Here is an 18,995-nt window from a genome sequence, read left to right on the forward strand (position 1 = left end):
GTGCGGGAGCGGGACCGCGCACGGGGGGCCGCTCGTGCGCCGCTCCGATCGCGGCGTGCGACTCGGGTGTGGGGCAGACAGGGAGCGCGAGGGGAAGCGTCTGCTGCGCCGTCGTGGAGGGCGCGGCCGGAAGCCCGCTGCCCTCGCCCTGCGACTTGTGGCAGCGCGAGGACCCCGCGTCGTCCGTGACGAGGTGGTCGTCGGGAAGGGCAGCGCGACGTGGGGAGTCGTACGAGACCGCCCCGCCGGAAACCGGCGCCCCGCTGGAAACCGGCGCCCCGCTGGCAGCAGCCGCCCCGCCGGAAGCCGACGCCCCACTGGAAGCAGCCGCCCCGCTGGAAACCGGCGCCCCGCCGGAAGTCGGCGCCCCGCTGGAGTCAGACGCTCCCCCGACGGGCGCGGAAGCGGGAGCGGAAGCGGAAGCTGAAGCGGGCCCGCACAGGCCGAGCAGCAGCCCGGCCATCAGGACGAGCAGCGGGCCGCCGAGCACGGCGGCAACCCGCCGCACCCGTGCTGTCTGCCCGCCACCGCTCATGCCGCCACCATAACGGTGCCGCTCCCCCACAGGACCGGTCTCCCTCCGCGCGGCTTCCGCGAGCACCACTCGGTGAAGGGATCCCCGCAGCGCTCCGGTGCAGCACCTGGCGCGCGCGGCGCCGCCTACGGGAGGGGACGAGGCGCCTGCCGGGATGGCGAGGTGCTTACGGACCGGAGAAGGCGAGGCATCTCCCGTCAGGTGGCGAGGGCGCGGCGGACTCCTGGTTCGCGGGGCCCCAGGAAGTGGGGGTCGGGGCGCAGGGCGGCGTCGGCGGCTGCTTTCACCGCGCCGGGCAGTTCGCGCAGGCCGCCCGCGTACCAGGTCGCATCGTGCGGCTCCCGCACCGGAACGCCCCACGAGTCGATCCCCGCCGCCCGGCACAGCGCGGTGGCCCGGCGCACGTGGTAGTCCTGGCTCACCAGCAGGGCCCGGTGCACTCCGAACACGCGGGCCGCGCGGGTGCAGGAGTCCCAGGTGTCGAAGCCGGCGTGGTCCGCGACGATGCGGGAGGCGGGAACGCCGCGCTCGGCGAGGTAGTCGCGCATCGCGCCGGGCTCGTCGTAGTCACGTCGGCTGTTGTCGCCCGAGACGAGGAGAGCGCGGACCTTGCCCGCCCGGTACAGATCCACCGCCGTGTCGAGGCGGTGCGCCAGGTACGGGGACGGCGCACCGTCCCACAGCCCCGCGCCGAACACCAGGGCCACCGGGGCGCGGGGCGCCGCGGACACCGTCGCGGTGCGGCCCTCGGTGGACAACCGCACCCATGTCGCGGGCAGCAGCGCGAGCACGCAGGCGCAGACGGCTCCTCTCACCCAGCGCCTGCGGCGCGCGAGGTCGCGCCCGCGCCGCGTGGCGCCTCGTCCGGACCGGGTGGGAGCGTCCGTCTCCCTCACCTCTGCGGCTTTTCCTGCTTCCCCCTCCGCCACCTCGGTTCCCCTCCCGTCCCTGGCCCCTCCTGGGTACGCAGTCGGCGACGCGAAGGGCCGCACATCGGTTCCCGCCCCTTGGCGCGGGCAAACTGTTCGCCATACCGTCCCCGGGGGTGAGATCCTGGAGCACGGTATGTCGACTCCCACTCCCTCCCCGCACGAGCCGGCGGCACGGCAGCAGGCGGCGACGCCGCGCGAGCTGACGGCTCGCCTCCCCGCTCTCCTGCTCGCCGACCAGCACCGGCTGGCCCGTCGGCTGGCGGGTGCCCGCAAGATCCGCAAGGAAGAGGCCCGCGCGGCCGTTCTCGCGGAGATCTCCGCCGCGATGGACGCCTCCGAGCTGCGGGTGGCCGCCCGCCGCGAGGCGGTCCCGCGGATCACCTATCCCGAGCAGCTGCCGGTCAGCCAGAAGAAGGACGCGATCCTCGAGGCCGTCCGCGACCACCAGGTGGTGATCGTGGCGGGCGAGACGGGCTCCGGCAAGACGACGCAGATCCCGAAGATCTGCATGGAGCTGGGCCGCGGCATCCACGGGGTGATCGGTCACACGCAGCCGCGTCGGATCGCGGCGCGTACGGTCGCCGAGCGGGTGGCCGAGGAGCTGGGGTCGCAGCTGGGCGAGGCCGTCGGCTGGAAGGTGCGCTTCACCGACCAGGTGAAGGACCACACGCTGGTCAAGCTGATGACGGACGGCATCCTGCTGGCGGAGATCCAGCAGGACCGCGAGCTGCGCCAGTACGACACGATCATCATCGACGAGGCGCACGAGCGCTCGCTCAACATCGATTTCCTGCTGGGCTATCTGGCGCAGCTGTTGCCCAAGCGGCCGGATCTGAAGGTCGTCATCACGTCGGCGACGATCGATCCGGAGCGTTTCTCCCGGCACTTCGGGGACGCGCCGATCGTGGAGGTCAGCGGTCGCACGTATCCGGTGGAGGTGCGCTACCGGCCGCTCCTGGAGGAGGATTCCGAGGCCCCCGACCGGGATCAGGTCACCGCGATCTCGGACGCGGTGGACGAGCTGCACGCCGAGGGCCCCGGCGACATCCTGGTGTTCCTCTCGGGGGAGCGGGAGATCCGCGACACGGCGGACGCGCTGGAGAAGAAGTTCAGACGGGCCCAGGGGCACCAACCGGGCCGTGCCGACGTGGAGATCCTGCCCCTGTACGCGCGGTTGTCGCATCAGGAGCAGCACCGGGTCTTCCAGGCGCACACCGGGCGCCGCGTCGTGCTGGCCACCAACGTGGCGGAGACGTCGCTGACGGTGCCCGGCATCAAGTACGTCATCGATCCGGGTACGGCCCGCATCTCTCGCTACAGCCACCGCACCAAGGTGCAGCGGCTGCCGATCGAGCCGGTCAGCCAGGCGAGCGCCAACCAGCGCAAGGGGCGTTCGGGTCGTACGTCCGAGGGCATCTGCATCAGGCTGTACTCGGAGGAGGACTTCGTCTCCCGGCCGGAGTTCACCGATCCGGAGATCCTGCGCACCAACCTGGCCTCGGTCATTCTCCAGATGACGGCCGCCGGGCTCGGCGACATCGAGAAGTTCCCCTTCATCGACCCTCCGGACCACCGCTCCATCAAGGCGGGCGTGCAGCTGCTGGAGGAGCTGGGCGCGCTGGAGACCCGGCAAGCCCTGCGGACACAGCAGGCCCAGCAGGCCCCGCAAGCACAGCAGGCACCGCAAACACGGCAAGCCCAGCAAACCCCGCAAGCGCAGCAAGCACAGCAGGCGGAGCAGACACAGCAGACGCAGGTGCGGAAGCTGACGAAGACGGGCCGCAGCCTCGCCCAACTGCCCGTCGACCCGCGGCTGGCCCGCATGGTGCTGGAGGCCGACCGGAACGGCTGCGCCCACGAGGTGATGGTGATCGCGGCAGCGCTCTCCATCCAGGACCCGCGCGAGCGCCCCGCCGACAAGCAGCAGCAGGCCGACCAGCAGCACGCCCGCTTCAAAGACGAGACGAGCGACTTCCTCGCGTTTCTGAACCTGTGGCGCTACGTGCGGGAGCAGCAGCGGGAGCTGTCCTCGTCCGCCTTCCGCCGGCTGTGCAAGTCCGAGTTCCTCAACTACCTGCGGATACGCGAGTGGCAGGACATCTACAGCCAGCTGCGGCAGGTCGCGAAGACGATGCGCATCCGGCTCGCCGAGCCGGGCGGTTCTGACGGCAGCGAGCCGTCGCCGGACGCCGTGCACCAGTCGCTGCTGGCCGGCCTGTTGTCGCACATCGGCCTCAAGGACACCGAGAAGAACGAGTACTTGGGCGCCCGCAGCGCCAAGTTCGCGGTCTTCCCCGGCTCCGCGCTGTTCAAGAAGCCGCCGCGCTGGGTGATGTCGGCGGAGCTGGTGGAGACCTCGCGGCTGTGGGCGCGGGTCAACGCGAAGATCGACCCCGAGTGGATCGAGCCGCTGGCCCAGCACCTGGTGAAGCGCACGTACAGCGAACCGCACTGGGAGCAGAAGCAGGCGGCGGTGGTGGCGTACGAGCGGGTGACGCTCTACGGGGTGCCGATCGTCGCGCAGCGGAAGGTCAGCTACGGCCGGATCGATCCGGAGACCTCGCGCGACCTGTTCCTGCGCAACGCGTTGGTGGAGGGCGACTGGCGCACCCACCACCAGTTCTTCCACGAGAACCGCAAGCTGCTCGACGAGGTGGAGGAGCTGGAGCACCGGGCGCGGCGCCGCGGCATCCTCGTCGACGACGAGACGCTGTACGACTTCTACGACCAGCGCGTGCCCGAACACGTCGTCTCCGGCGCGCATTTCGACGCGTGGTGGAAGAAGAAGCGGCGCGACGAGCCCGACCTGCTCAACTTCGAGAAGTCGATGCTCATCAGCGACCGCGCCGAGGAGATCTCCGCCTCCGACTACCCGGACGTGTGGCGGCAGGGCGGTCTGGCGCTCCCGGTGACGTACCAGTTCGAGCCGGGCGCGGACGCCGACGGTGTGACCGTCCACGTGCCGCTGCAGGTGCTCAACCAGGTCACCTCGGAGGGCTTCGACTGGCAGATCCCGGGGTTGCGCGAGGACCTGGTCACCGAGCTGATCCGGTCGCTGCCCAAGGCGATCCGCCGCCACTACGTGCCCGCGCCGAACTTCGCCCAGGAGTTCCTGCGCCGGGCCGTACCGGGGCAGGAGCCGCTCACGTACACGCTGGCGCGGGAGCTCAAGCGGATGGTCGGGGTGCCGGTCGCGGCCCAGGACTTCGACTGGTCGAAGGTCCCCGACCACCTCAAGATCACCTTTCGGGTGACGGACGAGCGGCGCCGCAAGCTGGCGGAGAGCAAGGACGTCGAGCGGCTCCAGGTCCAGCTCAGGTCGCAGACGCAGACGGCGATCTCCAGGGCGTTCGACTCCTCGGCGCGGGCGGCGCACAAGAAGGCCCGCAAGGCCGCTCAGGGCGCCGGGGGGACCCCCGGGGGCCCGGAGTCCGGCGCGGACGCGGCAGCCGCCGCACCGGCCCCCTCCTTCCAGCGCTCAGGACTGACGAGCTGGACGCTCGGCAGCCTGCCCCGCACGTTCGAGACGCGGCGCGCGGGCCAGCCGGTCAAGGCCTATCCGGCGCTCGCCGACGAGGGCGGCTCGGTCGGGGTACGGCTGTACGACACGGAGGCGGAGCAGCGCGCCGCCATGTGGCGCGGCACCAGGCGCCTCATCCTGCTCAACCTCCCCTCCGATCCGGCGAAGTTCGCCCAGTCGAAGCTGGACAACCGGCAGAAGCTGGCGCTGTCCCGCTCCCCCCACGGCAGCGTGCAGGCCCTGTTCGAGGACTGTGTCGCGGCGACCGTCGACCAACTGGTCGCGGGCCGTGGCGGCCCCGCCTGGGACGAGGAGTCGTTCCGCAAGCTGTTCGACGCCGTACGGGCCGACCTGGTCGACGCCACACTGCGGACAGTGCGCCAGGTGCAGGAGGTGCTGGCGGCCTGGCACTCGTGCGAGGGCCGGCTGCGGGCGACGACCAGCCCGGTACTGGCCGATTCGGTGGCCGATGTGCGCGGGCAGCTCGCCGACCTGGTCAAGCCCGGTTTCGTGACCGAGCACGGCGCCGGCCGGCTGCCCGATCTGATGCGCTACCTCGTCGCCGCCGACCGGCGCCTCCAGCAGCTCCCGCACAACGTCGAACGGGACCGCACCCGGATGGCGAAGGTGCACGAGATGCGGGACGAGTACCTGTGGCTGCTGGAGCAGTTCCCGCCGGGCCGCCCGGTGCCGCAGGCGGCGCGTGACATCCGCTGGATGCTGGAGGAGCTGCGCGTCAGCTACTTCGCGCACGCCCTGGGCACGGCCTATCCGGTCTCGGACAAGCGGATCGTGAAGGCCGTCGACGCCGCCGCTCCGTGAGCATGTGTACGCAGAGAGTGAGTTCGCTTCGCGGGGCAGGGCTGCTGTAGAGTTCCATCTCGCGAGGTCCTGTGGAGCAGTTTGGAGTGCTCGCCACCCTGTCAAGGTGGAGGCCGCGGGTTCAAATCCCGTCAGGACCGCACTCCATGAGGGCCCGGGTAACGGTGGTTACCCGGGCCCTCTTCGCGTTCCCGGGACTCTTCCGCCCCCGCGACTCCTCCGACCCCGAGGCTCTCCCGTCCCGCGACTCTCCCGTCCCGGGACTCTTCCGCTCCCCGAGGCTCTCCCGCCTCCCGGGCTCTCCCGCCCCGCGAGTCTTCCGTTCCCGCGACACCCATGGCTCCCCGCAGGCCGTACGGCTCGCCCCCCGGCAGGCCGCGCGGCTCGCCCCCCTCGAACCGCGCGGCTCGGCTCCACGCAGGCACCGCGGCTCCAGGAGCCGCGGTGCCCGGTGCCGCCGTGGGAATCGTCCGTAGCCGAACGAGTCAACCGTGTTGACGGCCACCTGCTCCGTGGGTACTCCTAGCCGTGGAGGTGACGTGATGGCTGCGGGGTTCGGCGACGCGGTCCGGCGAGAGGCGCGGGCGCTCTTGCGGACGCATCTGGCCGGCGCGGAGCGCCGGCGGCACGCGACCCGGCACTGCCCGCACTGCCATCGGCTGCTGCGGCTGGCGTTGGCGTCCCCGCGCACGGCTCACCGCGGGGGCAAGTGACGGGCCCCGCCCTCCCGTTGGCGCAATATCGCATCGGCGCCGATCATCTCAAGACCCGCCAGGTGTGGCGGGAGTCACTCAACTTGGGCGTACTCATCGGGAACATGAGGGTCCCTCAGGCAGCCTCAATTTAATATGTGCAATTGCACTGCCTCCCCATCCCGGAGTGGTCCGCCGCCCGGGGAGCCCTCACGGCACCCTCGGCGAGCGCCCCAAAACCGCTCAGCAGCGCGCAGCAACCCCCACCGGCAGCGGGGTCGGGGCACAAAAAAGATCGCGCTGGACCCGGCGGAGTCCAGCGCGATCGACGGCGAAGCGCTGTTGGGGCAGCGGCCTGGCCTGATGTGCCTGGTGGTGCTGAGGGGCGGTACTTCGGGGAGGGGGCCCCGAAAAATGCCCTTATATGGTGCTGTCGTGCCTGGTCAGAAGCCTGATCAGGCCTCGCTGCGCTGCTGCGGGATACCCGCCAGCAGGGCGCGAACCTCCGCCTCGCGGTAGCGGCGGTGTCCTCCGAGCGTGCGGATGGACGTGAGCTTGCCCGCCTTTGCCCAGCGCGTGACCGTCTTGGGGTCCACGCGGAACATCGTGGCAACCTCAGCCGGGGTCAACAGCGGCTCGGCATCAGGGGTGCGAGCGGTCATGAGCGGCCTCCTCGGGAGAACCGAACCATCACGGTTCTTTCCTCTAAATTCTGCACCTTGACCCGCGTTGCCCGATATGGCGGACGCGAGCCGAGTCGGTTATAGGACGAACGGCTTGTCCTCGGCACTACAACTACACCATCTGTCCAGCCACGTCGGCCAAACCGATGGAATTGCCCTCTCAGGTGTTCAACCTCGGCGGAAGCCGATGGACCGTCCTATAGCGGACAGTCATCCCACCATGACAATCAGTCACAACGGGAGCAGGGGTCACCAGACCCACCAAGGAGCGCAATACCGATGTATCCACCCATAGTTGGGCGGAAGGAGTCCCGTGCGAACTCCTTGTCCTATTTTGACACGAGGGATAGCTCTGAGAGCAAGACCCGTTTAAGTGCAATCCATCACGCTTGAGGCAAAGACCCGGTTCGGGACGTAGGTCCCACTCCTCCCCTCGCCTGCGCGGGCTCCTGGCCGGCGCCGGGAGAGGGCCCGGAGTACAGCCCTCCCCCTGTACGGCGGGGTGGGTGGTGCCTCAGTTCGCGTACTGGAGCCGCCGGATCGCCCTCCAGCGCTCCGTCAGCCGTTCGTACGCCGCGCCCGCCCGCTCGCCGTCGCCGGCGCGCAGCGCGGTCAGGCCCTCCGTGACGTCGGCGGCGGAGTGGTCTCCCGCGAGCTGGTCCTCGGGGATCGCGTGGGCCAGCCCGCCGTAGTCCAGTTCGACGAGGGACCGCGGATGGAACTCCTCCAGCCAGCGGCCCACGTCGATCAGTCCTTCGATGAGCGGCCCCTCCTCCAGCTCTTCGCGAAGCACCTTCAGGCCGCGGGCGAGGCGACGCCTCGCCTCCACCATGGGAGTGCGATAGCGGAGAACGAACTGCTGTCCGCTCTCCTGACCCGATTCCGGCTTCGCAAACTCCCTTTCTTCGTCGACGAAAAGAACGAACCACCGCACGGGCACATGCCACAGCGCGGTACGGATCCACGGGCGGGCGTCCGGGTTGCCCTCCCGCCACTGCTCGTAGTCGGCCACGGCCTGGCGGCGCACGACCGGGGGCAGCGCCGCGTCCAGCACCGTCTGCGGCAGGTCGAGTTCGCGGTTGCCCGCGGCCTGGGTCAGGGCGCTGAGGGCCTGCCAGCCGCGCAGCCGGGTGCGCCAGGGGCACACGCACGTCACGCCGTCCACGTCCGTCACGAACGCCTCGGCGCTCTCCCGCACCGGCACCACCACGGGCGGCACGGGCACCAAGTCGGCCAGGGCGCGGCGGATTTCGTCCTGCGCGGTCGGAAAGCGCTCCGCCTTCGCATACGCGATCCAGTGCGAGCGCTCCGGCTCGGGAAAGGCGGCCAGCGGTTCATAGACCCGCAGGTACGCCGCGTACGGGACGATGACCGGCGCTTTCTCAGCCACGCACTGCCTCCAAGCTCTGACGAACCGTCCGCCCCTGATGAGCGGCCCGGATGCGTTGTGGGACGCATCTGGAAGACAGTTGACTACCCCGATCGTGGGACCGCAACGTGCCCGGGGCGCGGGGGTCGTACGCTGCTTGCGGACCGGCCCCGCAGGGGCACCGACCGCCACAAGCGGCCCCCCGTGCGAGGGCTACGACGCGATTCCAGGAGTCACTACCGTGATCGAGGTATCACCTTCTGCAAGCGTTCCGGCCGGCCTCCCCGCGGGGAACCCGGTCACCGCCACCCTCTTCCACTCCGACCAGGGCGGTCACGAGCAGGTGCTGCTCTGCCAGGACCGCCCCAGCGGTCTCAAGGCCGTCATCGCGCTGCACTCCACCGCGCTCGGCCCTGCCCTGGGCGGCACCCGCTTCCACGCCTACGCGGGCTCGGCCGATCCCGAACAGGCCGCGGTGCTCGACGCGCTCAACCTCGCGCGCGGCATGTCGTACAAGAACGCGCTGGCCGGGCTCGACCACGGTGGCGGCAAGGCCGTGATCATCGGCGACCCCGAGCAGCTCAAGAGCGAGGCGCTGCTGCGCGCCTACGGGCGCTTCGTGGCCTCCCTTGGCGGACGCTACGTCACAGCCTGTGACGTGGGCACCTACGTGCAGGACATGGACGTGGTGGCCCAGGAGTGCCGCTGGACCACGGGACGCTCGCCCGAGAACGGGGGCGCGGGCGACTCGTCCGTCCTCACCGCCTTCGGCGTCTTCCAGGGCATGCGGGCCAGCGCCCAGCACCTGTGGGGCGCCCCCACGCTGCGCGGCAGGCTCGTCGGTGTCGCCGGCGTCGGCAAGGTCGGCAAGCACCTGGTCGACCACTTGCTGCAGGACGGCGCCCGGGTCGTGGTCACGGACGTGCGCGAGGAGTCCGTGCGCGCGGTGCTGGCGGCGCACCCCGGCGCGCCCCTGAGCGCGGTGGCGGACACCTGGGACCTGCTGCGGACCGAGGGCCTGGATCTGTACGCGCCCTGCGCTCTCGGCGGCGCGCTGGACGACGAGACCGTCGCGGCGCTGACCGCCAAGATCGTCTGCGGTGCCGCCAACAACCAGCTCGCCCATCCCGGGGTGGAGAAGGACCTGGCCGACCGCGGCATCCTCTACGCGCCCGACTACGTGGTGAACGCGGGCGGCGTCATCCAGGTCGCGGACGAGTTCAACGGCTTCGACTTCACACGTGCGAAGGCAAAGGCGACGCAGATCCTCGACACCACGAAGGCGATCTTCGACCGCGCCGCGGCGGACGGCGTGCCGCCGGCCGCCGCCGCCGACCGGCTCGCCGAACAGCGCATGGGCCTGTGACAGCCGCGTAAGCGCCCGATCAGCACCGCGTGAACAGCGGCGGAGGGATCCGTGACAGTGGTCTCACCACCCCGCGGCGGGTCTCTCCGCTCCAGGAAGGTAAAATCAGCACTGACCAGCACCAGGACGGTCAACGGGCGCGTCGGACGGCGGCCGTGTCGTGCGGGCGACGTACCGTACGGCGGCGGAAGCAGGTACCGTTGAAGCCCTGAGCACCGGTCTCTCCCCCGAGAGGCCGCTATGAACCATGAACGCGTGTCAAGACTCTGGGGCCGTCGAGCCCCGTCGTTGAGGGGGTCGAGCCATGGGGCGCGGCCGGGCCAAGGCCAAGCAGACGAAGGTCGCCCGCCAGCTGAAGTACAACACTGGCGGGACAGACCTCTCGCGCCTGGCCGAGGAGCTGGGCGCATCGACATCGAACGAGTCGCCGAACGGCGACCCTTTCGAAGACGATGAGCAGGACCCGTACGCACGGTACGCGGATCTGTACGACGACCAGGAGGAGGACGACAACGGCTCGCCCGAGTCGTCCGACCACCAGTCGAAGCGCCGCGGCGCCTGACGTTCAGCCTGACGTTCATCACCGGTACAGACCCGGTCCGGCTCCCGCCGGACCGGGTTCTGACGTGCCGTGCAGACGTCAGCGCGCATAGTCACCCGTCAGAGTGACGGCCTCCTCGCGGTCACCCCGCTCGGAGATCTCGCCGGCGACCCACGCGTCCACGCCGCGCTCGCCCAGCGTCGCCAGCGTCGCGTCGACGGACCCCTGCGGCACGACGGCGATCATGCCGACTCCCATGTTCAGCGTCTTCTCCAGCTCGGCCCGCGCGACCTTTCCCGCGCCGCCGACCACGTCGAAGACCGCACCGGGAGCCCACGTCGCCCGGTCCACCCGTGCGTGCAGCTCGTCGGGGACCACGCGGGCCAGGTTGCTGGCGAGCCCGCCGCCCGTCACGTGCGAGAACGCGTGCACCTCGCTCGTCCGAGCCAGCTCCAGGCAGTCCAGCGAGTAGATCTTCGTGGGCTCCAGCAGCTCCTCGCCGAGCGTGCGGCCGAACTCGGGCACCTGGCGCTCCAGCGTCCAGCCGGCCCGGTCGAACACCACGTGCCGCACCAGCGAGTACCCGTTCGAGTGAAGACCCGAGGACGCCATCGCCACCACGGCGTCCCCCGAACGGATACGATCCGGGCCCAGCACGGCGTCGGCCTCCACCACGCCCGTGCCCGCGCCCGCCACGTCGTACTCGTCGGGGCCGAGCAGCCCCGGGTGCTCCGCCGTCTCGCCGCCCACCAGCGAGCAGCCCGCGAGCACGCACCCCTCGGCGATCCCCTTCACGATCTGGGCCACCCGCTCGGGGACGACCCTGCCCACGCAGATGTAGTCCGTCATGAACAGCGGCTCCGCGCCGCAGACCACCAGGTCGTCCACGACCATCGCCACCAGGTCGTGCCCGATCGTGTCGTGCACGTCCATCCGCTGCGCCAGGGCCACCTTGGTGCCCACCCCGTCCGTGGCCGAGGCCAGCAGCGGGCGGGCGTACTCCTTGAGCCGCGACGCGTCGAAGAGCCCGGCGAAGCCGCCCAGCGAGCCGACCGACTCGGGCCGCTGCGTCTTGGAGACCCACTCCTTCATCAGCGTCACCGCGCGGTCGCCCGCCTCGATGTCGACCCCGGCGTCGGCGTAGCTGGCGCCTTCAGTGTTTGTCATCGGTACGTGTACGTCCTTTACGTGCAGGGGAGCTGACGGCGGTGCCTTCGCCCCCGCCCCGCCCTTTCACCGTTTCCCAGGGCTCTGCGCCCGGTCCGCCGGTCCGCACGCGCCCCCGGACTGCGCCCGGGGGGGGTGCCCCCGGAACGGAGCCCGGGGAGCCTGCGGACGAGCGAAGCCATATCGGTGACGGGGGGCGGCGACCCGCGGAAACGGTGAGCAGGGGAGGGCAGGGGCCGGAACGGTTACGGGCGCTTCAGGGCGTCCGCGGCGCCCACCCCGGAGGCCAGCGTGCCGACGCCGTCGACATCGGCCGAGGCCTCGGCCTCCAACAGGTGCTTCCCGAGCAGCTCAGGATCGGGGAGTTCCATCGGATACTCCCCGTCGAAACACGCCCGGCACAGGTCCCGCTTCGGGATGGTCGTCGCGTCGGTCATGCCGTCGATCGAGATGTAGGCGAGCGAATCGGCCCCCAGCGACTTGCCGATCTCCTCGGTCGACAGCCCGTTGGCGATCAGTTCGGCCCGGGTGGCGAAGTCGATACCGAAGAAGCACGGCCACTTGATCGGCGGCGAGGAGATCCGCACGTGCACCTCGGCGGCCCCGGCCTCGCGCAGCATCCGCACGAGCGCGCGCTGGGTGTTGCCGCGCACGATCGAGTCGTCCACGACGACCAGCCGCTTGCCGCGGATGACTTCCTTCAGCGGGTTCAGCTTGAGCCGGATGCCCAACTGCCGGATGGTCTGCGAGGGCTGGATGAAGGTGCGGCCCACGTACGAGTTCTTGACCAGCCCGGAGCCGTAGGGAATGCCGCTCGCCTCGGCGTATCCGACCGCCGCGGGCGTGCCCGACTCCGGAGTCGGTATCACCAGGTCGGCGTCCGCGGGGGCCTCGGCCGCCAGTTTGCGGCCCATCTCGACGCGCGACAGATAGACGTTGCGCCCCGCGATGTCCGTGTCGGGGCGCGCCAGGTAGACGTACTCGAACACACAGCCCCGCGGCTTTGCCTCGGCAAAACGTGAACTGCGCAGCCCGTCCTCGTCGATGGCGACGAGCTCACCCGGCTCGATCTCCCGGATGAAGCTGGCACCGACGATGTCGAGCGCCGACGTCTCGCTCGCCACGACCCAGCCGCGCTCCAGCCGGCCCAGGACCAGCGGCCTGACGCCCTGCGGGTCCCGCGCCGCGTACAGCGTGTTCTCGTCCATGAAGACCATCGAGAACGCGCCCCGCACCTGGGGCAGCACGAGCGGCGCCGCCTCCTCGACGGTGAGCGGCCTGCCCCCGTCGTCGGTCTGGCCCGCCAACAGGGCCGTGACCAGGTCGGTGTCGTTGGTCGCCGCCACCTGCGTGGCGCGGCCGTTGCCCATCGAGGCCTGCTTGGCGACCAGCTCCGCCAGCTGAGCGGTGTTGACCAGGTTGCCGTTGTGGCCCAGGGCGATCGAGCCGTGAGCGGTGGCGCGGAAGGTCGGCTGGGCGTTCTCCCACACCGAGGCGCCGGTCGTCGAGTAGCGCGCGTGACCCACGGCGATGTGGCCGCGCAAAGAACCTAGGGAAGTTTCGTCGAAGACCTGTGAGACCAGCCCCATGTCCTTGAAGACCAGGATCTGGGAGCCGTTGCTCACCGCGATACCCGCGGACTCCTGACCGCGGTGTTGCAGGGCGTACAGGCCGAAATACGTGAGCTTCGCGACCTCTTCACCGGGCGCCCAGACACCGAAGACGCCGCAGGCGTCCTGGGGGCCCTTCTCGCCGGGGAGGAGGTCGTGGCTGAGCTTTCCGTCACCACGTGGCACGTCTTCGAGTCTAGGCCAGCGCCCGGACTCCGCCGAACCGGGGAACACCCCGCGGAACGGCACGGGTCTTGACGGCGAGGGCGCGGACTGTCACACGCCCGCCGCCGACCGCCCCGACGGAGACGTACGGTAGCCGTCGCGCCGCTTCCCGTAGCCGCGCACGGGCCGGCGGCGGCCTTGGGTGCCGCTTCCCCGCCGTTCCGGCCCCGCGCCCGGCACCCGGACCGGCCCGCGCGCTGGTGAGATACCCCACTGCGCCTTCTCCCGCTCCGCACGGCCGCGCGCGGGTCACCCCAGTACGGGCAGCACACCCGACAGGTCGGAACGCTCACCGCCGGCCCGCAGCCGGCCGCCCTCCAGCGCCTCCGCCCAGGCCAGCCGGCCCGTCGCCAGCCGGATCCACGACAACGGGTCGGTCTCGACCACGTTCGGCGGGGTGCCGCGGGTGTGCCGAGGGCCCTCCACCGCCTGCACGACAGCGAAGGGCGGCACCCGCACCTCGACCGCACCGCCCGGCGCCTTGGCGGCCAACGCGTCGGCGAGCACCCGGACGGTGGCCGCCGTCGCCTGCCGGTCCAACGAGACGCGGACCCCGGTGGCCCGCGCCAGATCGTCGCCGTGCACCACCAGTTCGACCAGCCGGGAGACCGTGAAGTCCAACATCCGCATCGGCCCGGCCGCAGCGGGGACCAGCAGATCCTCCCGTACCGCCGACTCGATGACCGGCTCCAGATCGGCGACGGCCTGGTCCACACGGGCCGGACCGTCCTCGACCAGCGCCGCCTCCTCGCGGGCCGCCGCGTCCCACCGCTCGGCGCAGCCCGCCGTGGACAGGGCCCACCGCGACAGCGACACCTGCGGTGCCGGCGCGGAGGGCGCCTGGGCGGAAACGTCCGCCTCCGGCCTGCCCAGGAGGCGGGGGACCGCGTCGATCTGCTGGGCGAGGTGCACCAGCAGGTGGTGCACATCCCATCCGGGCAACCCGGACGGGAGGGCGTGCTGAGCCGGAGTCAGGCGGTGTGCGGCGTCCGTGAGGGCCTCCACCTGATTGATGAGGGCCCTGCGGGTGCGGTTCGGGTCGTACGTACGCCGGTCTCTTCCGGAGGGGGTGGGCGGCATGTTCCGGAGACTAGCCGCACCSGCMSSGCCSYSWKGGCAGCCCCTCCGGTCCGAAACCGGCCCGCCCCCACGCACGACGGCTCCGCCCCGCACCCCGCGGCCTCGCCGGCCGGGGTGTGCGGGGCGGATCCCCGGGAAGAGGGTCGCTCAGGCGAACAGCTTGGGGAGGGTGCCCTCGTGGGTGCGGCGCAGCTCCGCCAGCGGGAGCGCGAAGTGCCCCTGCACCTCGAGAGCGTCGCCGTCGACGACGCCCACCCGCGCCGCGGGCAGCCCCCGCGCCGCGCACATGTCGGAGAAGCGCAGCTCCTCGCTGCGCGGAACCGCCACCAGCGCCCGCCCCTGCGACTCGGAGAAGAGGAAGACGAAGGGGTCGAGCCCGTCGGGCACGACGATGCGCGCTCCGCGCCCGCCCTTGAGGCAGGACTCGGCGAGGGCCTGGATGACGCCGCCGTCGGAGATGTCGTGGGCGGCGTCCGCCATGCCGTCGCGCGACGCGGAGATGAGGATGTCCGCCAGCAGCCGCTCCCGCTCCAGGTCGGCCCTGGGCGGGCGTCCGCCCAGGTGCCCGTGGGCGACCTGGGACCACGCTGAACCGCCCAGCTCCTCGCGGGTCTCGCCGAGCAGGTAGATCAGGTGGCCCTCCTCGCGGAACGCCATCGGGGTACGGCGCGCGACGTCGTCGATGACACCGAGGACGCCGACGACCGGCGTGGGGTGGATGGCGGCCTCACCCGTCTGGTTGTAGAGCGAGACGTTGCCGCCGGTCACCGGCGTGCCCAGCTCCAGGCAGGCGTCGGCGAGGCCGCGGGCGGCCTCGGCGAACTGCCACATGGCGGCCGGGTCCTCGGGCGAGCCGAAGTTGAGGCAGTCGGTGACGGCGAGCGGCCGGGCCCCGGTGGCGGCCACGTTCCGGTACGACTCGGCCAGCGCGAGCCGCGCTCCCTCGTACGGGTCGAGTTTGGCGTAGCGGCTGTTGCCGTCGGTGGAGACGGCGACGCCGAGACCGGTCTCCGCGTCGATGCGGATCATGCCGCTGTCCTCGGGCTGCGCGAGGACCGTGCCGCCGAGGACGTACCGGTCGTACTGGTCGGTGATCCAGGACTTGGCGGCCTGGTTCGGAGAGGAGACCAGGGCGAGCGCCGCGGCGCGCAGTTCGTCGCCGTTCGCCGGACGGGGCAGCTTGGCCGGGTCGTCGGCCTGGAGCTCGTCCTGCCAGGCGGGGCGGGCGTAGGGGCGCTCGTAGACGGGGCCCTCGTGGGCGACGGTCTTCGGGTCGACGTCAACGATCTTCTCGCCGTGCCAGAAGATCTCCAGCCGGTCGCCGTCGGTGACCTCACCGACGACCGTGGCGGTGACCTCCCACTTCTCGCAGATCGCGAGGAAGCGCTCCACCTTGTCGGGTTCGACCACGGCGCACATGCGCTCCTGCGACTCGCTCATCAGGATCTCCTCGGGGGAGAGCGAGGAGTCGCGCAGCGGCACGTCGTCCAGCTCGACACGCATGCCGCCGGAGCCGTTGGAGGCCAGCTCGCTGGTCGCGCAGGACAGACCGGCCGCGCCGAGGTCCTGGATGCCGACGACGAGGTCGGCGTGGAAGGCCTCCAGGGTGCACTCGATGAGCAGCTTCTCCTGGAAGGGGTCGCCGACCTGCACGGCGGGACGCTTGGAGGGCTTGCCCGTGGCGGAGCCGCTGTCGGACGCGGAATCGAAGGTCTCGGACGCCAGGATGGAGGCGCCGCCGATGCCGTCGCCGCCGGTGCGGGCGCCGTAGAGGATGACCTTGTTGCCGGTGCCCGCGGCCTTCGCGAGGTGGATGTCCTCGTGCTTCATCACGCCCACGCACAGGGCGTTGACCAGCGGGTTCCCCTGGTAGCAGGCGTCGAAGACGACCTCGCCGCCGATGTTGGGCAGCCCGAGGCAGTTGCCGTAGCCGCCGATGCCCGCGACGACGCCCGGCAGGACGCGCTTGGTGTCGGGGTGGTCGGCCGCGCCGAAGCGCAGCGGGTCCATGACGGCGACCGGGCGGGCGCCCATGGCGATGATGTCGCGGACGATGCCGCCGATGCCGGTGGCCGCCCCCTGGTACGGCTCCACGTACGAGGGGTGGTTGTGCGACTCGACCTTGAAGGTGACCGCGTAGCCCTGGCCGACGTCCACGACACCGGCCTGTTCGCCGATACCGACGAGCATGGCCTCGGCGCCGGGACCCTCCGTCGGCGCCTTCTCGCCGAACTGCCGCAGGTGCACCTTGCTGCTCTTGTAGGAGCAGTGCTCGGACCACATCACCGAGTACATCGCCAGTTCGGCGCCGGTGGGGCGGCGGCCGAGGATGCCGCGGATGCGGGCGTACTCGTCCTCCTTGAGGCCGAGTTCCGCCCAGGGAAGGTCGGTCTCGGGGGTCTGTTCCGCGTGCTTGACGGTGTCCAGGGGGGCGCTCATGAGGTGACCAGCTTCTTGACGGCCGAGGTGAAGAACCCGAGCCCGTCGGTGGTCGGCCCCGTCAGGGCCTCGACGGCGTGCTCGGGGTGCGGCATGAGACCGACCACGTTCCCGGCCTCGTTGGTGATTCCGGCGATGTCGCGGCGGGAACCGTTGGGGTTGCCGTCCAGATAACGGAAGACCACGCGGCCTTCGGCCTCCAGTTCGTCCAGGGTGCGCTCGTCGGCGACGAAGCCGCCCTCGCCGTTCTTGAGCGGAACGGTGATCTCCTGGCCGCGCGCGTAGTCCGACGTCCACGCCGTGTCGGCGTTCTCGACGCGCAGGCGCTGGTCACGGCAGACGAAGTGCAGGTGGTCGTTGCGGGTCAACGCGCCCGGGAGCAGGTGGGATTCGCACAGGACCTGGAAACCGTTGCAGATGCCGAGCACCGGCATTCCGGCCTTCGCCTGTTCGATCACCGTCGCCATGACGGGCGAGAAGCGGGCAATTGCGCCGCACCGCAGATAGTCGCCGTAACTGAATCCGCCCGGCAGCACCACCGCGTCGACCTGGTGCAGGTCCTTGTCACGGTGCCACAGCGCCACGGGTTCCCCACCCGCGAGGCCGATCGCGCGGCGCGCGTCGCTGTCGTCGAGAGAACCCGGAAAGGTGACGACGCCGATACGGGTGGTCACGCCGGGGCTCCTTCGGACGGGACGTCCGTACCGGCGACGGCGCGTTCGGTGCCGTCGGTCTCCCTGACCTTCACCGTGAAGTCCTCGATCACGGTGTTGGCCAGGAACGTCTCGGCGAGTTCACGGATACGGGCGAGGGCGCTCCCGTCGACGGGGCCCTCCACTTCGAGCTCGAAGCGCTTGCCCTGGCGGACATCGGAGATCCCCTCGAAGCCCAGGCGAGGCAGTGCGCGCTGCACCGCCTGTCCCTGGGGGTCGAGAATCTCCGGCTTCAGCATGACGTCGACGACGACGCGAGCCACAGGTACTCCTAGTGCTTAGCGGGGCGCTGCGCTGGCCAGCGTACCCGGCACGAGAATCTACGCGCGTTGATATGCCGGGAGTCCGCGCGGGAGTCCGAACCCGGCCCCCCGGGGGTTCTTCCGGGTACTTCACGAAGATCCACGTGACGATCCTGGCAGGACTTCGCGAAGCACTGGGAAAACCGAGCGGAAAAAAGTAGGGTCCCGATTGCGGCCGGAACCCGATCCGAATTCCGGGCCATAATGTTTGTGTGCCGACCGCAACCTTTGTGCGCACACCCGTCGCCGAGCGCGTCGGCGCACAGCCCCCAACTGAATAAGAACCCGTCTCCTATCCGGGCTCGCCCCCACACCGCCACACGGCGGGACGCCCCGGTCGCCACCGCCCGGGGAAAGCCGGGCGACCCCTTTCGCGATCCTGAGGGAAGGACCGATATCCGTGGCACAACGCGTAGTGGTGATGCTCTCCGATGACATCGACGGCGGAGAAGCGGCGGAGACGGTCACCTTCGGACTCGACGGCAAAACCTACGAGATCGACCTGAACCCCGACAACGCGAAGCGGCTCCGCACCGAGCTCGCGCCCTTCGTCGAGGCGGGGCGCAAGCGGGCGAAGTCCGGCAAGGCCTACCGGCGCACCTCCATCGACCCCGACCCGCGCGCGGTGCGCGCCTGGGCCGAGTCGAACGGCTTCGACGTACCGGCGCGGGGCCGCATCCCGAAGAAGGTCTACGAGGCGTTCCACGCCGCACGGTGACGTCGCCGCCGGCGCACGCCACGGGCCGGCCGTTCCCCGACGGCCGGCCCACCCCTTGAGGCCGCACCCCCGCGGTGACGGCCGCGCCTGCGCGTGACGGTTGCGCCTGCGGGTGACGGTTGCGCCTGCGGGTGACGGCCGCACTCCGAGCTGGGGGCCGCGCCCCCGGTTTGGGTCCGTGCCCCGGGCTGGAGGCCGCGCCCCCGGTTCGGGGCCGTGCCCCGGGCTGGAGGCCGTGCCCCCGGGTTGGGGCCGCGCCCCCGGGTTGGGGGCCGTACCTC

14 protein-coding genes, 1 tRNA gene and 1 pseudogene are annotated in these 18,995 nt (G+C 71.1%); 6 read left to right on the forward strand and 10 right to left on the reverse strand.

What is annotated here, in order from left to right:
- Together AB8Z75_RS15425 and AB8Z75_RS15430 are read right to left on the reverse strand one after the other, a co-directional pair.
- Window positions 1–535 (reverse strand): annotated as a pseudogene (locus tag AB8Z75_RS15425) (hypothetical protein); the annotation flags it as partial.
- Window positions 536–732: 197 nt separating this feature from the next.
- Window positions 733–1,350 (reverse strand): vancomycin high temperature exclusion protein, encoded by a 618-nt coding sequence (locus AB8Z75_RS15430; protein WP_369202256.1) that lies wholly within the window; start codon window positions 1,348–1,350, stop codon window positions 733–735.
- 250 nt (window positions 1,351–1,600) lie between these two features.
- Here AB8Z75_RS15430 and hrpA point away from each other — a divergent pair, with 250 nt between their 5' ends.
- The 3 genes from hrpA (at window position 1,601) to AB8Z75_RS15445 (ending at window position 6,522) form a co-directional block, all read left to right on the forward strand.
- Window positions 1,601–5,809: an ATP-dependent RNA helicase HrpA gene (hrpA, locus tag AB8Z75_RS15435; protein WP_369202240.1), complete on the forward strand. Its 4,209-nt coding sequence runs from the start codon at window positions 1,601–1,603 to the stop codon at window positions 5,807–5,809.
- A 65-nt stretch (window positions 5,810–5,874) separates the two neighbouring features.
- A tRNA-Asp gene (locus tag AB8Z75_RS15440) sits at window positions 5,875–5,949 on the forward strand.
- A 402-nt stretch (window positions 5,950–6,351) separates the two neighbouring features.
- Window positions 6,352–6,522: a DUF6274 family protein gene (locus AB8Z75_RS15445; RefSeq protein WP_369202242.1), complete on the forward strand. Its 171-nt coding sequence runs from the start codon at window positions 6,352–6,354 to the stop codon at window positions 6,520–6,522.
- Window positions 6,523–6,956: 434 nt separating this feature from the next.
- Here AB8Z75_RS15445 and bldC read toward each other — a convergent pair whose 3' ends face one another.
- Together bldC and AB8Z75_RS15455 are read right to left on the reverse strand one after the other, a co-directional pair.
- On the reverse strand, window positions 6,957–7,163 hold the full coding sequence (gene bldC / locus AB8Z75_RS15450) for a developmental transcriptional regulator BldC (protein WP_003949541.1): 207 nt from the start codon (window positions 7,161–7,163) through the stop codon (window positions 6,957–6,959).
- Window positions 7,164–7,698: 535 nt separating this feature from the next.
- Window positions 7,699–8,574: a hypothetical protein gene (locus AB8Z75_RS15455; RefSeq protein ID WP_369202244.1), complete on the reverse strand. Its 876-nt coding sequence runs from the start codon at window positions 8,572–8,574 to the stop codon at window positions 7,699–7,701.
- A gap of 322 nt (window positions 8,575–8,896) precedes the next feature.
- On the opposite strand from AB8Z75_RS15455, the gene AB8Z75_RS15460 reads away from it, so the two are divergent.
- Window positions 8,897–9,919 carry a Leu/Phe/Val dehydrogenase gene (locus AB8Z75_RS15460; RefSeq protein ID WP_369202258.1) on the forward strand — a complete coding sequence of 341 codons (1,023 nt, stop codon included), beginning with the start codon at window positions 8,897–8,899 and terminating at the stop codon, window positions 9,917–9,919.
- Between the two features lie 304 nt (window positions 9,920–10,223).
- Entirely contained in the window at window positions 10,224–10,481 is a 258-nt protein-coding gene (locus tag AB8Z75_RS15465) for a DUF3073 domain-containing protein (RefSeq protein WP_114013914.1), read from the forward strand.
- Between the two features lie 78 nt (window positions 10,482–10,559).
- Here AB8Z75_RS15465 and purM read toward each other — a convergent pair whose 3' ends face one another.
- The 6 genes from purM to purS form a co-directional block, all read right to left on the reverse strand.
- The gene (gene purM / locus AB8Z75_RS15470) at window positions 10,560–11,627 is read right to left on the reverse strand and encodes a phosphoribosylformylglycinamidine cyclo-ligase (protein ID WP_369202246.1); all 1,068 of its coding nucleotides are present in this window, start codon (window positions 11,625–11,627) and stop codon (window positions 10,560–10,562) included.
- Window positions 11,628–11,872: 245 nt separating this feature from the next.
- Window positions 11,873–13,423, reverse strand: a complete 1,551-nt coding sequence (purF, locus tag AB8Z75_RS15475; protein ID WP_369202248.1) for an amidophosphoribosyltransferase — start codon at window positions 13,421–13,423, stop codon at window positions 11,873–11,875.
- 288 nt (window positions 13,424–13,711) lie between these two features.
- Window positions 13,712–14,542: a sterol carrier family protein gene (locus AB8Z75_RS15480; protein ID WP_369202250.1), complete on the reverse strand. Its 831-nt coding sequence runs from the start codon at window positions 14,540–14,542 to the stop codon at window positions 13,712–13,714.
- A 147-nt stretch (window positions 14,543–14,689) separates the two neighbouring features.
- On the reverse strand, window positions 14,690–16,981 hold the full coding sequence (gene purL / locus AB8Z75_RS15485; RefSeq protein ID WP_369202251.1) for a phosphoribosylformylglycinamidine synthase subunit PurL: 2,292 nt from the start codon (window positions 16,979–16,981) through the stop codon (window positions 14,690–14,692).
- The gene (gene purQ / locus AB8Z75_RS15490; protein ID WP_369202252.1) at window positions 16,978–17,655 is read right to left on the reverse strand and encodes a phosphoribosylformylglycinamidine synthase subunit PurQ; all 678 of its coding nucleotides are present in this window, start codon (window positions 17,653–17,655) and stop codon (window positions 16,978–16,980) included. The genes purL and purQ overlap by 4 nt, the downstream gene beginning before the upstream one ends.
- The gene (purS, locus tag AB8Z75_RS15495; protein ID WP_369202254.1) at window positions 17,652–17,957 is read right to left on the reverse strand and encodes a phosphoribosylformylglycinamidine synthase subunit PurS; all 306 of its coding nucleotides are present in this window, start codon (window positions 17,955–17,957) and stop codon (window positions 17,652–17,654) included. The genes purQ and purS overlap by 4 nt, the downstream gene beginning before the upstream one ends.
- 439 nt (window positions 17,958–18,396) lie before the next feature.
- Here purS and AB8Z75_RS15500 point away from each other — a divergent pair, with 439 nt between their 5' ends.
- Window positions 18,397–18,714 (forward strand): Lsr2 family protein, encoded by a 318-nt coding sequence (locus tag AB8Z75_RS15500; protein WP_114013907.1) that lies wholly within the window; start codon window positions 18,397–18,399, stop codon window positions 18,712–18,714.
- The last annotated feature ends 281 nt before the right edge of the window (window positions 18,715–18,995 follow it).

Origin of the sequence: Streptomyces sp. PU-14G, assembly GCF_041028275.1 — a bacterium.
GTDB lineage: Bacteria > Actinomycetota > Actinomycetes > Streptomycetales > Streptomycetaceae > Streptomyces.

Excerpts from the sequence above, each read along its gene's own strand:
- purL (WP_369202251.1), bottom strand. The coding sequence starts at position 16,981 with ATGAGCGCCCCCCTGGACACCGTCAAGCACGCGGAACAGACCCCCGAG.
- purM (WP_369202246.1), bottom strand. The coding sequence starts at position 11,627 with ATGACAAACACTGAAGGCGCCAGCTACGCCGACGCCGGGGTCGACATC.
- hrpA (WP_369202240.1), top strand. The coding sequence starts at position 1,601 with ATGTCGACTCCCACTCCCTCCCCGCACGAGCCGGCGGCACGGCAGCAG.
- AB8Z75_RS15445 (WP_369202242.1), top strand. The coding sequence starts at position 6,352 with ATGGCTGCGGGGTTCGGCGACGCGGTCCGGCGAGAGGCGCGGGCGCTC.
- AB8Z75_RS15480 (WP_369202250.1), bottom strand. The coding sequence starts at position 14,542 with ATGCCGCCCACCCCCTCCGGAAGAGACCGGCGTACGTACGACCCGAAC.
- bldC (WP_003949541.1), bottom strand. The coding sequence starts at position 7,163 with ATGACCGCTCGCACCCCTGATGCCGAGCCGCTGTTGACCCCGGCTGAG.
- AB8Z75_RS15465 (WP_114013914.1), top strand. The coding sequence starts at position 10,224 with ATGGGGCGCGGCCGGGCCAAGGCCAAGCAGACGAAGGTCGCCCGCCAG.